At 39.3% G+C, this 17859-nt stretch carries 12 protein-coding genes and 1 pseudogene; 5 read left to right on the forward strand and 8 right to left on the reverse strand.

The window, feature by feature from the left end:
- Positions 1–54: 54 nt before the first annotated feature.
- From ACTH6U_RS03850 to narI, 4 genes are read left to right on the forward strand one after another with little or no spacing between them, the layout of a single operon-like run.
- Positions 55–3816 carry a nitrate reductase subunit alpha gene (locus ACTH6U_RS03850; protein WP_441831613.1) on the forward strand — a complete coding sequence of 1254 codons (3762 nt, stop codon included), beginning with the start codon at positions 55–57 and terminating at the stop codon, positions 3814–3816.
- Positions 3816–5357, forward strand: coding sequence for a nitrate reductase subunit beta (gene narH, locus ACTH6U_RS03855; protein WP_441831614.1), 1542 nt, complete (start codon positions 3816–3818; stop codon positions 5355–5357). Before ACTH6U_RS03850 ends, narH begins: the two co-directional genes overlap by 1 nt.
- Positions 5354–6076 carry a nitrate reductase molybdenum cofactor assembly chaperone gene (gene narJ, locus ACTH6U_RS03860; RefSeq protein ID WP_441831615.1) on the forward strand — a complete coding sequence of 241 codons (723 nt, stop codon included), beginning with the start codon at positions 5354–5356 and terminating at the stop codon, positions 6074–6076. The genes narH and narJ overlap by 4 nt, the downstream gene beginning before the upstream one ends.
- The gene (gene narI, locus ACTH6U_RS03865) at positions 6073–6750 is read left to right on the forward strand and encodes a respiratory nitrate reductase subunit gamma (protein ID WP_441831616.1); all 678 of its coding nucleotides are present in this window, start codon (positions 6073–6075) and stop codon (positions 6748–6750) included. Before narJ ends, narI begins: the two co-directional genes overlap by 4 nt.
- Before the next feature lie 176 nt (positions 6751–6926).
- Here narI and ACTH6U_RS03870 read toward each other — a convergent pair whose 3' ends face one another.
- The 8 genes from ACTH6U_RS03870 to ACTH6U_RS03905 form a co-directional block, all read right to left on the reverse strand.
- The gene (locus ACTH6U_RS03870) at positions 6927–8009 is read right to left on the reverse strand and encodes a hypothetical protein (RefSeq protein ID WP_441831617.1); all 1083 of its coding nucleotides are present in this window, start codon (positions 8007–8009) and stop codon (positions 6927–6929) included.
- Between the two features lie 112 nt (positions 8010–8121).
- On the reverse strand, positions 8122–8649 hold the full coding sequence (locus ACTH6U_RS03875; protein WP_441831618.1) for a fimbrial protein: 528 nt from the start codon (positions 8647–8649) through the stop codon (positions 8122–8124).
- A gap of 18 nt (positions 8650–8667) precedes the next feature.
- Positions 8668–9294 (reverse strand): fimbrial protein, encoded by a 627-nt coding sequence (locus tag ACTH6U_RS03880; protein WP_441831619.1) that lies wholly within the window; start codon positions 9292–9294, stop codon positions 8668–8670.
- Positions 9295–9327: 33 nt separating this feature from the next.
- Positions 9328–10068 carry a fimbria/pilus periplasmic chaperone gene (locus ACTH6U_RS03885; protein WP_294103994.1) on the reverse strand — a complete coding sequence of 247 codons (741 nt, stop codon included), beginning with the start codon at positions 10066–10068 and terminating at the stop codon, positions 9328–9330.
- Between the two features lie 69 nt (positions 10069–10137).
- The gene (locus ACTH6U_RS03890) at positions 10138–12669 is read right to left on the reverse strand and encodes an outer membrane usher protein (RefSeq protein WP_441831620.1); all 2532 of its coding nucleotides are present in this window, start codon (positions 12667–12669) and stop codon (positions 10138–10140) included.
- A gap of 31 nt (positions 12670–12700) precedes the next feature.
- Positions 12701–13231, reverse strand: a complete 531-nt coding sequence (locus ACTH6U_RS03895) for a fimbrial protein (protein WP_336431533.1) — start codon at positions 13229–13231, stop codon at positions 12701–12703.
- Between the two features lie 70 nt (positions 13232–13301).
- Entirely contained in the window at positions 13302–13835 is a 534-nt protein-coding gene (locus tag ACTH6U_RS03900; RefSeq protein ID WP_294103986.1) for a fimbrial protein, read from the reverse strand.
- Between the two features lie 106 nt (positions 13836–13941).
- Complete coding sequence (locus ACTH6U_RS03905) at positions 13942–14259, reverse strand: helix-turn-helix domain-containing protein (protein WP_294103980.1); 318 nt, start codon at positions 14257–14259, stop codon at positions 13942–13944.
- A gap of 1171 nt (positions 14260–15430) precedes the next feature.
- Between ACTH6U_RS03905 and ACTH6U_RS03910 the strand changes: the two are divergent.
- Positions 15431–17854: pseudogene (locus ACTH6U_RS03910) on the forward strand (DMSO/selenate family reductase complex A subunit).
- Positions 17855–17859: the final 5 nt, after the last annotated feature.

The following is a 17859-nucleotide window of genomic DNA, read 5'->3' on the forward strand; positions in this document are numbered from 1 at the left end:
ATCCATTTTAAGCAATGTACGGCGTTAATCGCCGTCTCTTTGGAGGCAATCCGAATGAGTAAGTTTCTAGACAGATTTCGTTATTTTAAACAGCTTGGTGACACATTTTCAGGCGATCACGGCCAAGATCTCGATGTAAATCGTGATTGGGAAGATGGTTATCGTAGCCGCTGGCAGCATGATAAAGTCGTGCGATCAACTCACGGTGTTAATTGTACGGGTTCATGTAGTTGGAAAATCTATGTCAAAAATGGTTTGGTGACATGGGAAACGCAGCAGACTGATTACCCTCGTACCCGCCCTGATTTGCCCGATCATGAACCTAGAGGTTGCCCTCGTGGGGCGAGCTATTCATGGTATTTATACAGCGCGAATCGGGTGAAATATCCAATGATGCGTAAACGCTTATTAAAACTGTGGCGAGAAGCCAAAGCCGAGCAAGGCGATCCCGTTGCAGCATGGCTTTCTATTATCAACGATCCACAAAAAGCGCAGAGCTACAAACAAGCCCGTGGTCGCGGTGGTTTTGTGCGCTCAAGTTGGCAAGAAGTGAATGAACTGATTGCGGCGGCCAACGTCGCTACGATTAAAGAGTTTGGTCCTGACCGTATCGTGGGTTTCTCTCCTATCCCAGCGATGTCGATGGTTTCCTATGCTTCCGGTGCCCGCTATTTATCATTAATTGGTGGCGCGTGCCTGAGTTTTTATGATTGGTATTGTGATTTACCGCCAGCTTCGCCGATGACATGGGGTGAGCAAACAGATGTTCCTGAATCTGCCGATTGGTATAACTCATCTTATATTATTGCTTGGGGTTCTAACGTACCGCAAACACGGACACCGGATGCACATTTCTTCACCGAAGTGCGCTATAAAGGCACCAAAACGGTCGCTGTTACCCCTGATTATGCTGAAATTGCTAAACTTTGCGACCATTGGCTGAACCCAAAACAAGGGACTGACAGCGCGATGGCGATGGCAATGGGCCACGTGATCCTCAATGAGTTCCACGTGAAACGTGAAGCAGAATATTTTCGCGAATATGTGCGTACTTATACCGATATGCCGATGTTGGTGATGTTGGATAAACGCGAGGATGGCACTTATATCTCTGGGCGCATGCTACGTGCGGCAGATTTAATCGATTCGCTGGGCGAGGAAAAAAATGCTGAATGGAAAACGGTCGCTATTGATGAGGAAACAGGCAGCTTATGTGCCCCTCAAGGGTCGATGGGCTTTCGTTGGGATGCGAGCCAAAAGTGGAATTTAGAACCGCGAGCAGGACAAGATGCTCACGAAATCAAAATGCAATTAAGCCTTGCACAGACACGTGATGAACTGGTTGACGTTGGTTTCCCTTATTTTGGTGGTTTGGAAAGTGAGCATTTTCAAAATGTAGAGTTAAACGAAATTTTACTGCATAAATTGCCGGTGAAACGTATTCAATTGGCTGACGGTAGTGAGTCACTAATCACTAGCGTGTATGACTTGATGTTGGCGAACTATGGTATTGACCGTGGTTTTGGTGATGAAAACTGCGCCGTTGATTACGACGAAATGAAAGCATACTCGCCGGCTTGGGCTGAAAAAATCACAGGAGTGAGCCGCCAAAATATTATTCGTATCGCTCGTGAATTTGCAGATACCGCCGAGAAAACCCATGGTCGTTCGATGGTGATCGTGGGTGCCGGTATTAATCACTGGTATCACATGGATATGACTTATCGCGCCATTATCAACATGTTAGTTTTCTGTGGCTGCGTTGGGCAAAGTGGCGGTGGTTGGTCGCATTACGTGGGACAAGAAAAACTGCGTCCACAAACAGGATGGTCACCACTGGCTTTTGCACTTGATTGGCAGCGCCCACCTCGTCATATGAATAGCACATCATTTTTCTATAACCATTCAAGTCAATGGCGTTATGAAACCGTCAGTACGGAAGAGCTATTGTCACCGTTAGCGGATAAAAAAGCCTTTACGGGTAGTTTGGTTGATATGAATGTGCGTGCAGAGCGCATGGGTTGGTTACCTTCTGCACCGCAATTGGGGGTTAATCCACTCAATATTGCAAAACAGGCTGAAAGTGAAGGGATGTCGCCTGTTGACTATACCGTTAAGCAGTTGAAAGAAGGCAATATCCGCTTTGCGGCAGAACAGCCGGATAACCCTCAAAATTTCCCACGAAACTTATTTATTTGGCGCTCTAACCTGTTGGGTTCCGCAGGGAAAGGGCATGAATATCTATTGAAATATATGCTAGGCACTGACCATGGTATTCAAGGCTCTGACCTTGGGAAACAAGGTGGCGTGAAGCCGGAAGAGGTTGAATGGGCAGATAAAGCAGCAGAAGGCAAAGTGGATTTAGTGGTGACATTGGACTTTAGAATGTCGAGCACTTGCCTTTTTTCTGATGTCATTTTACCAACTGCTACATGGTATGAAAAAGATGATATGAATACCTCGGATATGCATCCGTTTATTCATCCGTTATCTGCTGCTGTTGACCCTGCTTGGGAATCGAAAAGTGACTGGGAAATCTATAAAGGGATCGCGAAAGCCTTTTCTGAGGTGAGTGTAGGCCATTTAGGGAAAGAAACCGATGTGGTGACATTGCCTATTCAACACGATAGCGCGGCTGAAATGGCGCAACCTTTTGATGTGCGTGATTGGAAAAAAGATCAGTGTGAATTGATCCCTGGAAAAACAGCGCCGCATATTATTGCCGTTGAACGTGATTATCCGGCCACTTATGCACGTTTCACCTCGCTTGGCCCTTTAATGGACAAGTTAGGAAATGGTGGCAAAGGGATTAATTGGAATACGCAGGATGAAATCGACTTCCTGAAAAAACTGAATAAAACTCAACCTAGCGGCGCGAATGAAGGCCGACCAAAAATTGAAACTGCGATTGATGCCGCAGAAGTTATTTTGACTTTAGCCCCCGAAACTAACGGGCAAGTGGCAGTTAAAGCTTGGGATGCGCTCAGTAAAATAACCGGACGTGACCATACCCATCTTGCGCGCAATAAAGAAGATGAAAAAATTCGTTTCCGCGATATTGTCGCGCAGCCGCGCAAAATTATCTCTAGCCCAACATGGTCAGGTCTAGAAGATGAACATGTTTCTTATAACGCCTGTTATACCAACGTGCATGAAATGATCCCATGGCGCACATTGAGTGGTCGTCAGCAGTTATATCAAGATCATGAATGGATGAGAGCCTTTGGGGAAAGTTTGGTGGTCTATCGCCCACCAATTGATACGCGTGCGGCGCAGCCATTAATGGGTAAAAAACCAAATGGCTTCCCTGAAAAAGCATTGAATTTTTTAACTCCTCATCAGAAATGGGGTATTCACTCAACGTATAGCGATAACTTATTGATGTTAACTCTTGGACGTGGTGGTCCTGTGGTGTGGCTGAGTGAAGAGGATGCGCGTCAGTTAGGCGTTGAAGATAACGATTGGATTGAAGCCTTTAACAGTAACGGTGCGTTAACGGCAAAAGCGATCGTCAGCCAACGTATCCCTGATGGCATGATCATGATGTATCACGCACAAGAACGTTTGATCAATTTGCCAGGTTCTGAAATTACCTTACAGCGCGGTGGGATCCATAACTCGGTTACACGAGTGTGTCCTAAACCAACTCATATGATTGGCGGCTATGCGCACTTGGCTTATAGCTTCAATTATTACGGTACCGTGGGATCGAATCGCGATGAATTTGTGGTGGTTCGCAAAATGAAGCAGGTGGATTGGCTCGATGGCGAACAAGATGGCTATCAGCAAACACTGAGTGGTAAGGAGAAAGCATAATGAAAATTCGTTCTCAAGTTGGCATGGTCCTGAATCTTGATAAATGCATTGGTTGCCATACCTGCTCCGTGACCTGTAAAAACGTGTGGACCAGTCGCGAAGGGGTTGAATACGCATGGTTTAATAACGTCGAAACTAAACCGGGTATTGGGTATCCCCATAATTGGGAAGATCAGGAAAAATGGAAAGGCGGCTGGATCCGTAATATTAAAGGTAAATTAGTCCCACGTATGGGTAACAAAGTGGGGCTGTTATCGAAAATTTTTGCTAACCCAGATGTGCCTGCATTAGATGATTATTATGAGCCTTTTGATTATGACTACAGTCATCTCAAAAATGCTAAAGAAGGCAAGCATGTGCCTACAGCTCGTCCGCGTTCACTGATCACAGGTCAGCGCATGACCAATGTGAACATGGGGCCAAACTGGGAAGATGATTTGGGCGGCGAGTTTGTTAAACGTGCTCAGGACACTAACTTTGCGAATATCCAAAAAGAGATGTACGGGCAATTTGAAAATACATTCATGATGTATTTGCCGCGTCTTTGTGAGCACTGTTTAAACCCAGCCTGTGTGGCAACGTGCCCAAGTGGGGCGATATATAAACGTTCTGAAGACGGTATTGTGCTTATTGATCAAGACAAATGTCGTGGCTGGCGCATGTGCTTAACCGGCTGCCCGTATAAAAAAATCTATTTTAACTGGAAAAGCGGTAAATCAGAGAAATGTATTTTCTGTTATCCACGTATTGAGTCAGGAATGCCAACGGTATGTTCTGAAACTTGTGTTGGACGCATTCGTTATCTCGGCGTGCTGCTGTATGACGCAGACAAAATTGAGTCAGTGGCAAGTGTGGAAAAGGAAACTGATCTATACCAAAGTCAGCTCGATGTGTTCCTTGACCCACATGATCCACAGGTTATCGAAGAAGCTCAAAAACAAGGCATTCCACTGAGTGTGATTGATGCAGCGCAGAAATCACCAGTTTATAAAATGGCGATGGAGTGGAAATTAGCGCTGCCATTACATCCTGAATACCGCACTTTGCCAATGGTTTGGTATGTTCCGCCACTGTCACCTATCCAGTCGGTTGCGGATTCAGGCATGTTAGCCAATAAAGGGGTTTTACCGGATGTTGAAAGCTTGCGTATTCCGGTGCAATACCTCGCTAATTTATTAACTGCGGGGGATGTTGAGCCTGTGCTATTGGCCTTAAAACGAATGTTAGCCATGCGTCATTATAAACGAGCTGAAACCGTTGAAAACCAGTGTGATACCAGTGCATTAGAGCAAGTTGGTTTGACTGAGGCGCAAGCGCAAGAAATGTATCGTTACTTGGCAATCGCGAATTATGAAGACCGCTTTGTTATTCCATCAAGTCATCGTGAATTAGCCCGTGAGGCATTTCCTGAAGCGAAAGCCTGTGGTTTTAGTTTTGGTGACGGTTGTCATGGCAGCGATACAAAGGCAAATCTATTCAATAGCCGTCGTATTGATGCGCTCGATGTGACGCCAAAAACATCACAGGAGAAGACATTATGATGTCATTGAAAGTGATTTCCCGCCTGCTGGAATATCCATCCGAGGCACTTTGGCAACATCGTGATGAACTGATTGTTGCCTTAGAACAAGCGGATGAGCTACCCGTGACTAGCGCGGTTCAGCTTATGATGTTTGTGCGTGAGTATTTAAATGAAGACCTTCTAGAGATGCAAGCACAGTACTGCGAGCTGTTCGATAGGGGGCGAGCGACATCATTACTGTTGTTTGAACATGTCCATGGTGAGTCGCGTGATAGAGGGCAGGCTATGGTCGACTTAATGGCGCAATATCAACAACAAGGATTGCAGATTGATTGTCGTGAATTGCCAGATCATTTACCCATTTATTTAGAATATTTAACGGCACTTCCACTGGAACAAAGTCGTGAAGGTTTAAATGATATCGCGCCTATTTTGGCATTACTTGGCGAGCGGTTAATACAGCGTGAAAGTCGCTTTGATGTGTTATTTGAGCTATTACTGGAAATTTCAAATAGTGCGCTTGAAACCAACCACCTGAGTGAGCAAGTTGCCGCAGAAGCGCGGGACGATACTCCACAGGCGTTAGATGCGGTTTGGGAAGAGGAGCAAGTGAAGTTTTTTGCGGATGAAAAAACCTGTGACAGCGAAGTGACTGCTCATCAACAACGCTTTGCCAATGCGGTTGTTCCTCAATATTTGAACCTTGATACGGTTTATCATTCGGGAGTCCAAAAATGAATTTTATCAACCAGTTCTTCTTTGATATTTACCCTTATATTGCAGGAACCGTTTTCATTGTTGGTAGTTGGTTGCGTTATGACTATGGCCAATACAGTTGGCGGGCTGGCTCAAGTCAAATGCTCGATAAAAAGAATATGCGCTTAGCATCGAACCTGTTTCATATCGGTATTATTGGTGTATTTGTAGGGCATTTCTTGGGAATGTTAACCCCACACTGGATGTATGAGTCCTTTTTACCAATGCATATTAAGCAGCTAATGGCGATGATTGGCGGCGGTACTTGTGGGCTGATGGTATTGATTGGTGGTGCGATGTTACTTAAACGCCGCTTGACTAACCCTCGTATCAGAGCCACATCATCATTCGGCGATATTATGATCTTAACTTTGCTGGTGGTACAGGTCTGTTTGGGGTTACTCACTATTCCATTCTCTGCTCAGCACATGGATGGTAGTGAAATGTTGAAATTAGTGGGATGGGCACAATCTGTCGTGACATTCCAATGGGGTGCATCGCATTATCTTGACGGTGTTGCACTGGTATTCAAATTGCATTTGGTGTTGGGCATGACGCTATTTTTGGTGTTTCCATTCTGCCGCCTTGTGCATATTTGGAGCGCTCCTGTTGAATATCTTACCCGTCGCTATCAATTAGTGAGAAATCGTCATTAATTATTAGGCTCCATATTGAAAAGCATGGAGCCTATATAAATTCGTTTGTCACCGAGTTCTTGTGTAAACAACAAATATTGCTAATGTAGCTCCCCATTTTTCTCAAAATGGGGTTTTTTATGGCGATTTCATTATTCTCAATACATTCTTGATTTCGTTTATTCATACTGAATTTTTTATGAAATAGTCATAACAATAACAACGGTATCTTCATAGCTACCAGCCTCAACCGTTTTGTTATTTCCTTTTATTTCAGCACTAATATTAATGTTTTTTCCATTTTCTGGGATAGTAATTTTGGGTGATGATTGGTTATCAATCAGTGTGGTCACATTAAAAGGCCCAACTTTTACTACTCCATTATTCGACATCTGAAACGAAAGTGTTGCAGGTAAAGAACATTGAGCATAAATAGTGTCACTTCCTTTTTTTCCAATAAAGTCATTAGTAGAAACATCACTAATTGTTATTTCTTTCGGGACACTCACATCACAACTTACATCAGGAATATTGGGGCCGATTGAGTTTGGAAAAAAAACATAATGTGAAGTACTACATGTTGTCCTTGAATATTTAGGTTCGCCACAAGCGATAATTCTCGATATAGGCTTAATATTTGCTGTAGATGTAAATCCACGTTGTTCAACGGATACATCTCTACCTAAGATAATCGACGATTCTCTCGGCGCTAAAGTTGCGCCGCTCACAAGCATGGGTATATAACCCGATATTTCTGGCACTATAATAGATAATTGAGAAATAGAAGGTGAGCTCGGTGTTAAGTCACTGCAAGCACCATCGACGGTTATCCAACCGGTATCATTAATAGCAAAATTCGTATTTTTGAATTCCTTATATTGATGGATATCACTACCAAAACCACCTGAGCTACCTACGATACTTGTTGCTGATGTTATATAGCATTTATTACCATTGGTAGTTCCTATCGGTAGCGTCCCACTTGATTCAAATTGAATAACACCGCCAGAGAATCCAATTTGGGCAAATTTTACACCAACGGAACACCAGTTATTTGGCCCACTACAACCATAAGTATTTCCATTATAAGCATTATATGTCTCACTAGAGAGACCACCTATTTGGTAAATTGAACCTACGGTACTCCAAGATATTCGATTAAATTGAGTTGCTAATGGAAATTCCCCATAACCGCTATCGCCATATATCCATTGTACTGCGTTTGCTGGTAATGAAAAAAATAAAAAAAATGAGCTTAAAAAACAGAAAAATATCTTCATAAAAACCTCAAAAACAATTGAATATCTGAATTTCATTTTTTATATAAAATGATATTAGATATTTTTATTTATATATGGTGGATACGCCCAGTAATATTTATATTGAAAAATATTATTGATATTCAACCTTAAGAATACCCGTTGAGCTAAATGGGCCTAGTTCTATCTCTTTTCCTATATTTAATACAGGAAGTACGCTGAGTGAGGGCTTTTTAGAGTACATAAAGTTACGAGGCTGATTAGGTGATAACAATGTATTATCCGCTAGTATTTTTAAACCTAAATTAGGGTTTGATGTCTCTACTAAAGTAGTATCAAAATCTGAGCTATTACTTTCAAATATTAACTTTAAACTCGGATTACTTGAAGATTTATCACCACAATCTAAATTGTAATTAATATTTCGAGCATAGCGTTCACTGGTAAATCCATTGAGATTTATTTCATCAAAATTAATTTCAATAGGAAGGTTAGGCCCTAAATCACCATAAACATCACAGCTTTTTTGAATAACATCAATTTTAATACTAAGATTAAAGACTTCAGCGAAACCGAGACCACTGTAGAATAAAAAAATAGTTGATAAAATGCACCTAGCAAGGTGATGAAATATTTTTTTTTCTTTAATTTTAATTGTCATAATTTTTACCTTTCTGTATTAGTCATACAGCATTTCAAAGGCAATTAATGCTGAGAAAGCGCCGGGAATTAGTGGGCCAGAAGTTCTGACAGCAGTGACATAATAAGTTAAACGGTTTTGCCCAGAAGCAATTAACATGGGGTTGCTATCTTTTCCAATAGGGAGTGCTTTGCCTGCAACATTCATCACTTGTAGTCCTAACCCTTGTGCGCCATTAACACGAATAATATCCGTATATTGAGGCGCTGTTGGTGCTATAAACCTCACCTTTACCGCAGGTTGGGTGGTGCTCCAAACAGTGTTACCAGTTTGGAGATTTTGTAATTCAGTATGAACTTCTAAGCAGTCGAGCAATTCTATTTGAAATGGAACTTGACGCCCCCAGCCTGTAGACTGGTTTAGATTTGCAAAAGAAATATTACCAAGAGATACAGATTGATTGCTGGAGTCCATAGCTAATCGGCAAGGGTTTTCAGTTAAAGCCCCCGAAACATGGATAACGCCATGTTGACCATCAACTTCCCAGCCATCTGTGGGCCTAAATATATGGTCGTTATTATCTGCAATTGCAGGTAATACTGCCGCTAAGCAAAATAGGCTTGCTATACATCCTTGATAAAGTCGATGATGTGCTCTTGAGGTCATGAATGCGTCTCCATTTAGCTTCAAATTGGCTTATTATTTTGTTAATGAATCTTGTGCAACAGAGCAAACTGTATTTTGACAGCTAAAGGTTAATTGTGGGCGTCCACCATAATCATTGATATAAGTAATTACGGGGGTATTGCCTAATTGACTATTTGTCATGCCAATATTTTCCTCACCAAATGGTGCAATCATGATAGGGTTAAAGGCTTTCGCATCAGTAGTTGCATTAGCACCCGCATTAATAATAGTCACATAATAAGGGGTTGGGTTTTTAATAAAAATGGTATCCCCCTTTTTCTCAAGTTGTAATTTTTCTTGCCATGGCGCACTATTTTTTTGTGGTGTAATAGTTTCCGGGCGATAAAATAATTTTATTTTTGTTTGTAATGCGATTTGTAATGTATTTGGTTTATCACTTTTAGGTGGTATTTCTCGCATATTAAAGTAAAACAAAGATTCTCTATCTTGTGGCAAGTTTTTTATTGCCGGTAGAGATTCTATTTTCATTTGGCTTGATTTTCCTGGTTCTAATCGTTGAACAGGGGGTAATACAATCAGTGGTGATGTTATTTTTTTACTTTCTTCATTTTCAATCCAACCTTGTGCAAGATAAGGCAGTTGCTTATTATTATTAGTAATGTTTAAAGAGATAGATTTATTTTCGCCATCAAAGATGATCCTTGTTCTATCTAATGATACAGCAGCCTCAGCTATTTGAATTAGTCCCAGTAATCCTAAAAGACTACTGATTAGTGTGTGTTTGATTTTCATTTGGTTATTACCTTTACTCTTTACTTATTTAAATAAAATGATTTTTGTTTAAAAGGACGAGTGAATTAATCACTCATCATTTTGCGTATTGTTAATTGTTGGGCTACAAGGTAGCAATAAATTATCGAGTACTTCTCTATTGTTTAATTCCGCAGGGAAAGTGATTTCGCACGACATATTTTTCCCCCACGTTATATTCATGGTTGCTGAAGGATGAACACCACTGATATAAGTGTTACCTGCATCTCCTACAATTGCGACATTTTGCTTTTTATGATTAGTTACCTGAGCACCTAATGGTGGGTGAGTACCATCATTTAACGTTATTATGGTCATTACTTTTTGACCTGAAATTACCGAGAATGGGCGGTAACCAACCGCACCTTCCGTTAATGTTGCTTGAACAACTGACTGTTGCGCATCAATATCATCTGGTAATTTATTTAAATCTATTTGCGCTTTGCTACGATAGTAACTACTAACATCCGAGATCACTGCTTTCCCAAATCGATTCGATGTTACTGGAGAGCCAACACCTCTAATTGGTATGTTTGGAACCCCATCTGTATCAAGCAGTAAACGAGCACCACCTAAATTACTTACGCGGTGAGCTGCTGCGCCTTCCGTTGTTAACGTAAAACCACCGGAAGAGGATAAGCCAAACGCACTGTATTGGTTATTGGTGTGGCTTGCATTTGCTGACCAACGTGCAACATCCCCTTGATGAGAAACAAAGGCGCTCGCTGAACCACCTTTACGATTTGCGCCTGCACTTATTTGATAGTTTGTTCTATCGTCTAATCGGTCATAATATGAAACTCGATTTACAGTATCATAACGGTTTGTATTCATTGAATAACCAACGTTAGCACCATTACTTAATGGGAAAGACAATGACACATAAGCGCTGTCATCTTTAACGCCATTATAAAAATTACGATTTGCCGATAAACTAACACTCACATTTTTTATTGAACCAATATCCATATATTTCGACAGCATTAAGCTGTAGTAGTCATTATCCGGCCTATCCCAATAAGTCTGATGGTTATAATTTAAATATAGTGATAGTCCTAAATCTTGGAAATTCTTATTCATTGAGATGGTATAGAGCTCTTTACTACCGTAATAACGTTCACCTGTTTTTTTAGCGTTAAGAAAGTCACTCATACTCATATAATTTCGTTCAGAAAAGCGATAACCTGCAAATTGTATTTGGCTATCGAATTCTTCAAATCGCTTAGAATAGTTAATTCGATATGAGCCACCACTTAACGTACTTTCGCCGGGTAAACGGGCAATAGATTGTGTGACATCAAATGAAATTGCACCAAAAGCGAGTAAATCACGACCAAGCCCAATGGATAATGCATTATAGTTTTGGCTATTTAAGCTGCCACCAATTAAAGACCAGCCGTTGTTAACACCCCAAGAAAATTCCCCAGCGATGAAATTCTCGCCTTCACTCTGGCGGTCTATATTTGTTGGTTGACCTAAAGCAAATTTATACTGAATCTGTCCCGGCCTTGTTAAATAAGGTAAGTTGGCTGTATCAACTTGAAATTCTTGGACGGAGCCATCTTGTTCTTTAACAGTAACATCCAGAGTTCCACTAATCGCATCGCTTAAATCTTGAATACGAAAAGGACCAGGTGCAACTTGCGTCTCATAGAGTACACGCCCTTGTTGCTTCACGATAACGGTAGCGTTAGTTTTTGCGATCCCTGTAATTTCGGGAGCATAGCCTCGTAAATTTGGCGGCATCATGCTCAATTCTGATTGAATACTGGCACCGATAAAGCGGAATCCATCAAAAATATTTGAGGTTAAATAATCCTCACCCAGCACTAATTTTGCTTTTAATGTTGATAAGGCTCGATAGGCATAGAAACGGTTCCAAGTGAAGTCAGTTTGACTACTACCTTGGGTGCCTGTTGTATGGCTATAATGGCTTTGCCAATCAGCCCTAAACCGCCAAGCGCCTAAGTTTATACCGGCTACCCCATTACTATTTAATGAAGATGAATCGGGTCCATCATTGTAGGAATGAGTGGTATTGGCATTGATATTATAATCAATGAGCAATGCTGAAATACCATTATCCCAACGAGAGGGTGGATCCCAATTGGGTGATGTATATTCCATATAAGCTTGAGGAATATTGATATAGAGTGACGAGGTGGCTAAATCACCTCTTATTAATAATCCGGGTAAGCTTTCTTGATTAAGACACTGGCCTTCATGCCACCATGTTAGTTTATTTAATGACTCTGAAGTTAGCCCAAGTTTATTGACCAGTTCTGGTGACAAACAAGCTTCGCTACCTTCTGGATCATTTTTTGGGGTGTAATAAGGCACCTTAATTTCAGATATTTGTTCGCTATTAACTTTGAGCGTAAAGTTATAGATACCTGGCATAACATAGCCAGCACGAGAGAACTGGTTTAAGTCAATGTTATTTTTGTCTTCTAAATCTAAAACGTCAGTATTAAATTCAATATGATCAGTCGCACTGGCAGCAGGTAAAATACCGCTGAGTGTTAATCCAATGATAATACTCAACCATTTTAGTTGCGGGGTATAAATAGATAACGAAGACATAAAAAACATCCCTAAAAGCAATTAATTATTATTAGTAGTAATCAAGTTTGAAACGAATTGATGTTTGATATTTGCCTACACGCAATGGTGTTCTATCTGAAACAAGCCTTAACTGGTAACCTAAAATATGTTTTCCAGTTTGAATATTTTGTTGGGCAAGTTTTTTCCCTGGCAAAATAGCTATTCCATTTGTATCGGCTAATGAAAGTGCGACACCGCGTGCTGTTCCTGATGTAGCGAACCAATCTCCATTAGCTAAACCATCAAAAGATATTTCAAATGTTTTCCAAGGTTCACCGGTATAAGAGGTTAATTTGCAACCAATTAAAGTAATAAAAAAAGGTTGTTCCTGTCCTTGGCCTTGATTTCGTAATAATGAAATAGGTAAAGTACCCATATCAATAGATTGCTCATAAGATCCTGTATCAATAGCACACGCAGTATCCATAATGCTACCTTGCATGGTTAAATACATTGAATCTTTTGAATAAATATATTGAGAGTAGGGCACTAATAAAAAAAGTAATAAAAGAAAGTTAATTCCTTTTTTATTTATTTTCATATTGTGGCCATCATAATATGCACTGCAAGTATTATTAACTTGCAGTGCAATAGCATATTATTAATATTTATTAGTTATAAGCTAATGTAAAGTTAGTTACTGCTTGGAATTTACCTGGAGTTACAGGAATAGTTTTGTCGTTAGCATCAAGCAATTCAAGACCAATTAATGATGCTTGGAATTTTAATGTATTATTTCCTTCAACATAATTTTGTTTAGCCGCAGAGTTAACTTTAATTTGAGAACCAGATGCATTCATGATTTTTACAGCTGCGCCGGCGGCATCACCGGTGATTTGTAGAAAACCAGTACTTGTTCCAGCTTCAGTTCCTTTAAAAGTTACAGAGACTTGGTTATCACCTTTTAAATTACAACCTTCTAATTTAATTTGGAAAGGTTGAGCTGATGATTCGCCACCATTATCTAAAGTTGTATTAGATACTTGGCCTAATTCAACTTCTTGATTTTCTTCACCTGGTGCGATAGAACATGGTGCTTCAATAATTGAACCAGAGAATGTCACTGTACCACTACCCGCGTCTACTGCTAAAGCTGATGCACTCATTACACCTGAAACTAAAGTTGCTAAAATAATCTTTTTCATACATTCCTCATTGAGTTAATTTTGGTTGCTATATTTATAGCGATGCAAATATGCCAATTAAATTAATTTATTTAATCGGTTGGTTTTATTTTATTAATGGTTGGTTTTAATAAAAGTAAATTGAATCTAATAAAGATATTTTTTCTTTCAAAACTAATGCGTCATTTGAATTACTACTTCTGATTTCAGTCATCAATAATCTTAATAATTTTTCAAAAGACACATCAAGAATTGTTAATATACTAAATAATGTATCTATACTTAACCTATTAACACCTCTTTCATAACGTGACATTTGCTGCTGTGAAATATTCAGTTGTTTGGCTAATTTAAACCCTGAAATACCTCTCTCTTTTCTTAGCTTTTTTATTACTAATCCGCAATAAAAAGAAAATAGATTATTCTGGGTGTTATCCCCAATCATTTTTATATTCCTATAAATAGTAAGATTTATATAACTAAAAATTTTATATATAAATTTAATAATATTTTTTGTTTCTGAGTTTACCTGCTCAACTGCCGACAATTATAAAGAGTGAAAATTTAAAATCAAATAGCGAGAATTACTGATTTAGAGAGTATTCACTATTTTTACAATGTTTACACATGATGATTAATTCAATGAAATCATGTTGATAACTAAAATTGAGAATTATCTAAAAATTTAGACCACTCAATAATAGATGTATGGCTGTAGTTTTTAAAACTTGATTCGCATCAAAAAACAATTTTTTTAACTTTAATTAATAAATTGTAATATTTTCATTCAAGTTGTAACAAAATCCAGTACTAAAACGATGTGTTTTACTCTTGTGTGGTGTTTTTTTTCGAGGGTGAATGATCTTTGCTAAGTATAAATCATTATAAATCAATTGCATAATTTGCACTCTTATTTGGAGTTACTTCTATACAAAACAAGTTGAAAATGATGATTTGGTAATTTATATCAATAAATATGCGATGACAAATTCATCTTTATTTTAATTTAAAGGAAAATAAGACGTAATATATAAGAGTATTTGAGAAAAAATAATCTGTATTGAATATCTAAATATGATTGGTTGCTGATGAGAAGTTGAAATCAATCTATGGTTTATCTGCCCACATTAAAACGACATCTCTATATTGTTGTTAAGCGGTGATGTCGTTTAATGAATAGGCTTGTGATTTATATTTACAAGTCCTTCTAAGTAAGCAAAAATTTTATAGCCTATATTTCTTAAATGGCAAAAACAGCACTATCCTTTTGAAAAATATAAGAAATTTACACTTTTGATATATGGGTAATAGCTTACACACTATTATATGGTTAATTATATTAATTAGACATTATTTTAGTTTGCATTTTGAATGGTAAATATTTTTTCTATTTATATCATATGAATTGGTTTATAAATAAAACATTGATTAATTATCATTTAATAATAATTCAATGTAAATAATATGTTTATTTTACAGTTAGTTACCTTTAAATATTTCTAATAAGGAATGAGTTGATACATATCAAATAACGATAACAAATGCTTGCCTACTATCTAATGACTATAAAAAATTAATAACATGATTTTTATAATAATTAAAAGGTGAGCAATGTAATGATAAACAACATCAAAAAACAACAGTTTAGCCGGCGGGAGTTTATACAAACCTCGGCGTCAGTGGCAACCACAGCGGCTATTGCGAGTTCGATTACACTTCCATTTACGGCTCAAGCAGCTTCAGAGCCAAAGATTCAACCTGATGAAATAAATGAAACGATCAAATACAGCGCCTGCTTAGTGAACTGAGGAAGTCGTTGTCCTTTAAAGGTTCATGTGAAAAATGATGTGATTACTCGTATTTCAAATGAAACTATGTATGACGATTCTCAGTTTGGATTACATCAAATACGTCCTTGTTTACGTGGACGTTCTGTTCGTTGGAATACTTATAACCCCGATAGAATAAAATATCCTTTATTACGTACAGGTCAACGAGGCGATGGCCAGTTCAAACGTATCAGTTGGGATGAAGCTACCTCAATTGTTGCAGAAAAACTGAGGACAACTATTGATAAATACGGTAATGAAGCGATTTATTATCAATATGGCTCAGGATCGACTGGCGCAAATTTGCAGGGGCGAAATGCTTGCAAGCGGCTATTAAGTCAATTGGGTGGGTTTCTTGATCAACATGGCACTTATTCAACCGCACAGATTAATGGTGTGATCCCTTATGTTTATGGAAAACTCGATGATTCCTTGTTATCTGAAATAGCAAACAGCGATTTAGTGGTTATGTTTGGCCATAATATTGCAGAAACTCGCATGTCTGGCGGAGGGCAATTTTATGAAACTTTGCAAGCGCTAGAAAAAAGTAAAGCTAGAGTTATTATTATTGATCCACGTCGAACAGATAGTGTTACAACCTTAGGTGCAGAATGGATACCTATTTATCCGGGAACCGATGGTGCACTGGTTGCCGCAATTATTCATACTTTAATTAAAGAACAACTCACTGATGAGGCATTTCTCGCTCAATATTGTGTGGGTTGGGATAATCAAACTTTACCTGAGTCTGCACCTGAGAACAGTGCATATAAAGATTATATTTTAGGTAATGGCGAAGATGGCATTGAAAAAACGCCCGAGTGGGCAAGCCAAATTACCGGTATTTCACCGACACGTATTATTCAATTAGCCCGTGAGCTAGGTAATGCCAAAGCGGCTTGGATCTCACAAGGTTGGGGTTTACAAAGAACGGCTTCAGGTGAACAAGCTGCAAGAGCAGTGATGATGCTGCCAATTGTAACAGGCCATATTGGTCGTGCAGGCACAAACGCTGGAGGATGGGGGGGAAACGTTGCCTATTCGGTTCCTGGGTTTGCAATTCCAAATCCGGTGAAAACAAAAATTCCGTGTTTTATGTGGACGGATGCTATTTGGCGTGGCACTGAGATGACGGCGACGAACTCAACCGTTATTGGTAAAGATAAACTTGAAACGAATGTGAAATTTCTATGGCACTACGCAAGTAATGTCACCGGAAATCAACATTCTGATTTGAATAAAACGCACGATATTTTAACTGATGAATCTTTATGTGAGTTTATTCTTATTTGGGATAACCATATGACACCATCGACAAAATATGCGGATTTGATTTTGCCTGATATCACGAGTGTCGAATCTAATGACTTAATCAATAATTCTTATGCAAGTGGTGCATACCATTATGCTATTCGATTGCAAAATGCCATTACACCATTATGGGAATGTCGTCAGTCGTATGATGTCCTTGCTGATATTGCCGAAAAACTAGGTATCAAAGCGCAATTCACCGAAGGTCGTACCCATGAGCAGTGGATTGAATACTGCTATAACCAAATGCGTGAAAAAAATCCTCATTTACCGACGTTTGAAGAAACCAATAATATGGGAATTGTCGATCGTAAATTGGCAAATAGTAGTGATTACATCGCCTTGAAATCATTCCGTGATTCCCCAGAGACTCAGCCATTATCGACACCATCCGGTAAGATTGAAATCTATTCTGAAAGATTGGCGAAGATAGCAAAGGAGTGGGAGTATCCGGCAGATCAGCGTATTCCTGCGGTTCCAGAATATTGTGCCAATACTGAAGGCGTTGAAAATAAAGAGGCTAAACAGAAATATCCGCTCCAAATGACGGGATATCACGATAAAGGACATGTTCACTCTTCTTATTATAACGTTGCCATGTTACGTGAAGCTATTCCGCATCAGTACTGGATTAACCCAATAGATGCTCAAGCTAGAGATATTCAAGATGGTGACATGACCGAAATTTTTAATGACCGAGGCCGTATCCATATTAAAGCAAGAGTTACTGCTCGTGTATTGCCTGGTGTGATTGCCGTACCGCAAGGTGCTTGGCGTGAGACAAATGATGAAGGAATTGATGTGGGGGGATGTATTAATACATTAACCACTCAACAGCCTTCTACATTAGTGAAAGGCAACCCTCAACATACCAATCTTGTTGACGTGAAACGTGCATAAGGAGT

The sequence above is a fragment of the Providencia sp. genome, from assembly GCF_052096715.1.
Classification (GTDB): domain Bacteria; phylum Pseudomonadota; class Gammaproteobacteria; order Enterobacterales; family Enterobacteriaceae; genus Providencia.

Coding starts and splice junctions, on each gene's coding strand:
- ACTH6U_RS03905 (WP_294103980.1), bottom strand. CDS start 14,259: ATGATTGGGGATAACACCCAGAATAATCTATTTTCTTTTTATTGCGGA.
- ACTH6U_RS03885 (WP_294103994.1), bottom strand. CDS start 10,068: ATGAAAATCAAACACACACTAATCAGTAGTCTTTTAGGATTACTGGGA.
- ACTH6U_RS03880 (WP_441831619.1), bottom strand. CDS start 9,294: ATGACCTCAAGAGCACATCATCGACTTTATCAAGGATGTATAGCAAGC.
- narH (WP_441831614.1), top strand. CDS start 3,816: ATGAAAATTCGTTCTCAAGTTGGCATGGTCCTGAATCTTGATAAATGC.
- narI (WP_441831616.1), top strand. CDS start 6,073: ATGAATTTTATCAACCAGTTCTTCTTTGATATTTACCCTTATATTGCA.
- ACTH6U_RS03900 (WP_294103986.1), bottom strand. CDS start 13,835: ATGAAAAAGATTATTTTAGCAACTTTAGTTTCAGGTGTAATGAGTGCA.
- ACTH6U_RS03895 (WP_336431533.1), bottom strand. CDS start 13,231: ATGAAAATAAATAAAAAAGGAATTAACTTTCTTTTATTACTTTTTTTA.
- ACTH6U_RS03850 (WP_441831613.1), top strand. CDS start 55: ATGAGTAAGTTTCTAGACAGATTTCGTTATTTTAAACAGCTTGGTGAC.
- ACTH6U_RS03890 (WP_441831620.1), bottom strand. CDS start 12,669: ATGTCTTCGTTATCTATTTATACCCCGCAACTAAAATGGTTGAGTATT.
- ACTH6U_RS03870 (WP_441831617.1), bottom strand. CDS start 8,009: ATGAAGATATTTTTCTGTTTTTTAAGCTCATTTTTTTTATTTTTTTCA.
- narJ (WP_441831615.1), top strand. CDS start 5,354: ATGATGTCATTGAAAGTGATTTCCCGCCTGCTGGAATATCCATCCGAG.
- ACTH6U_RS03875 (WP_441831618.1), bottom strand. CDS start 8,649: ATGACAATTAAAATTAAAGAAAAAAAAATATTTCATCACCTTGCTAGG.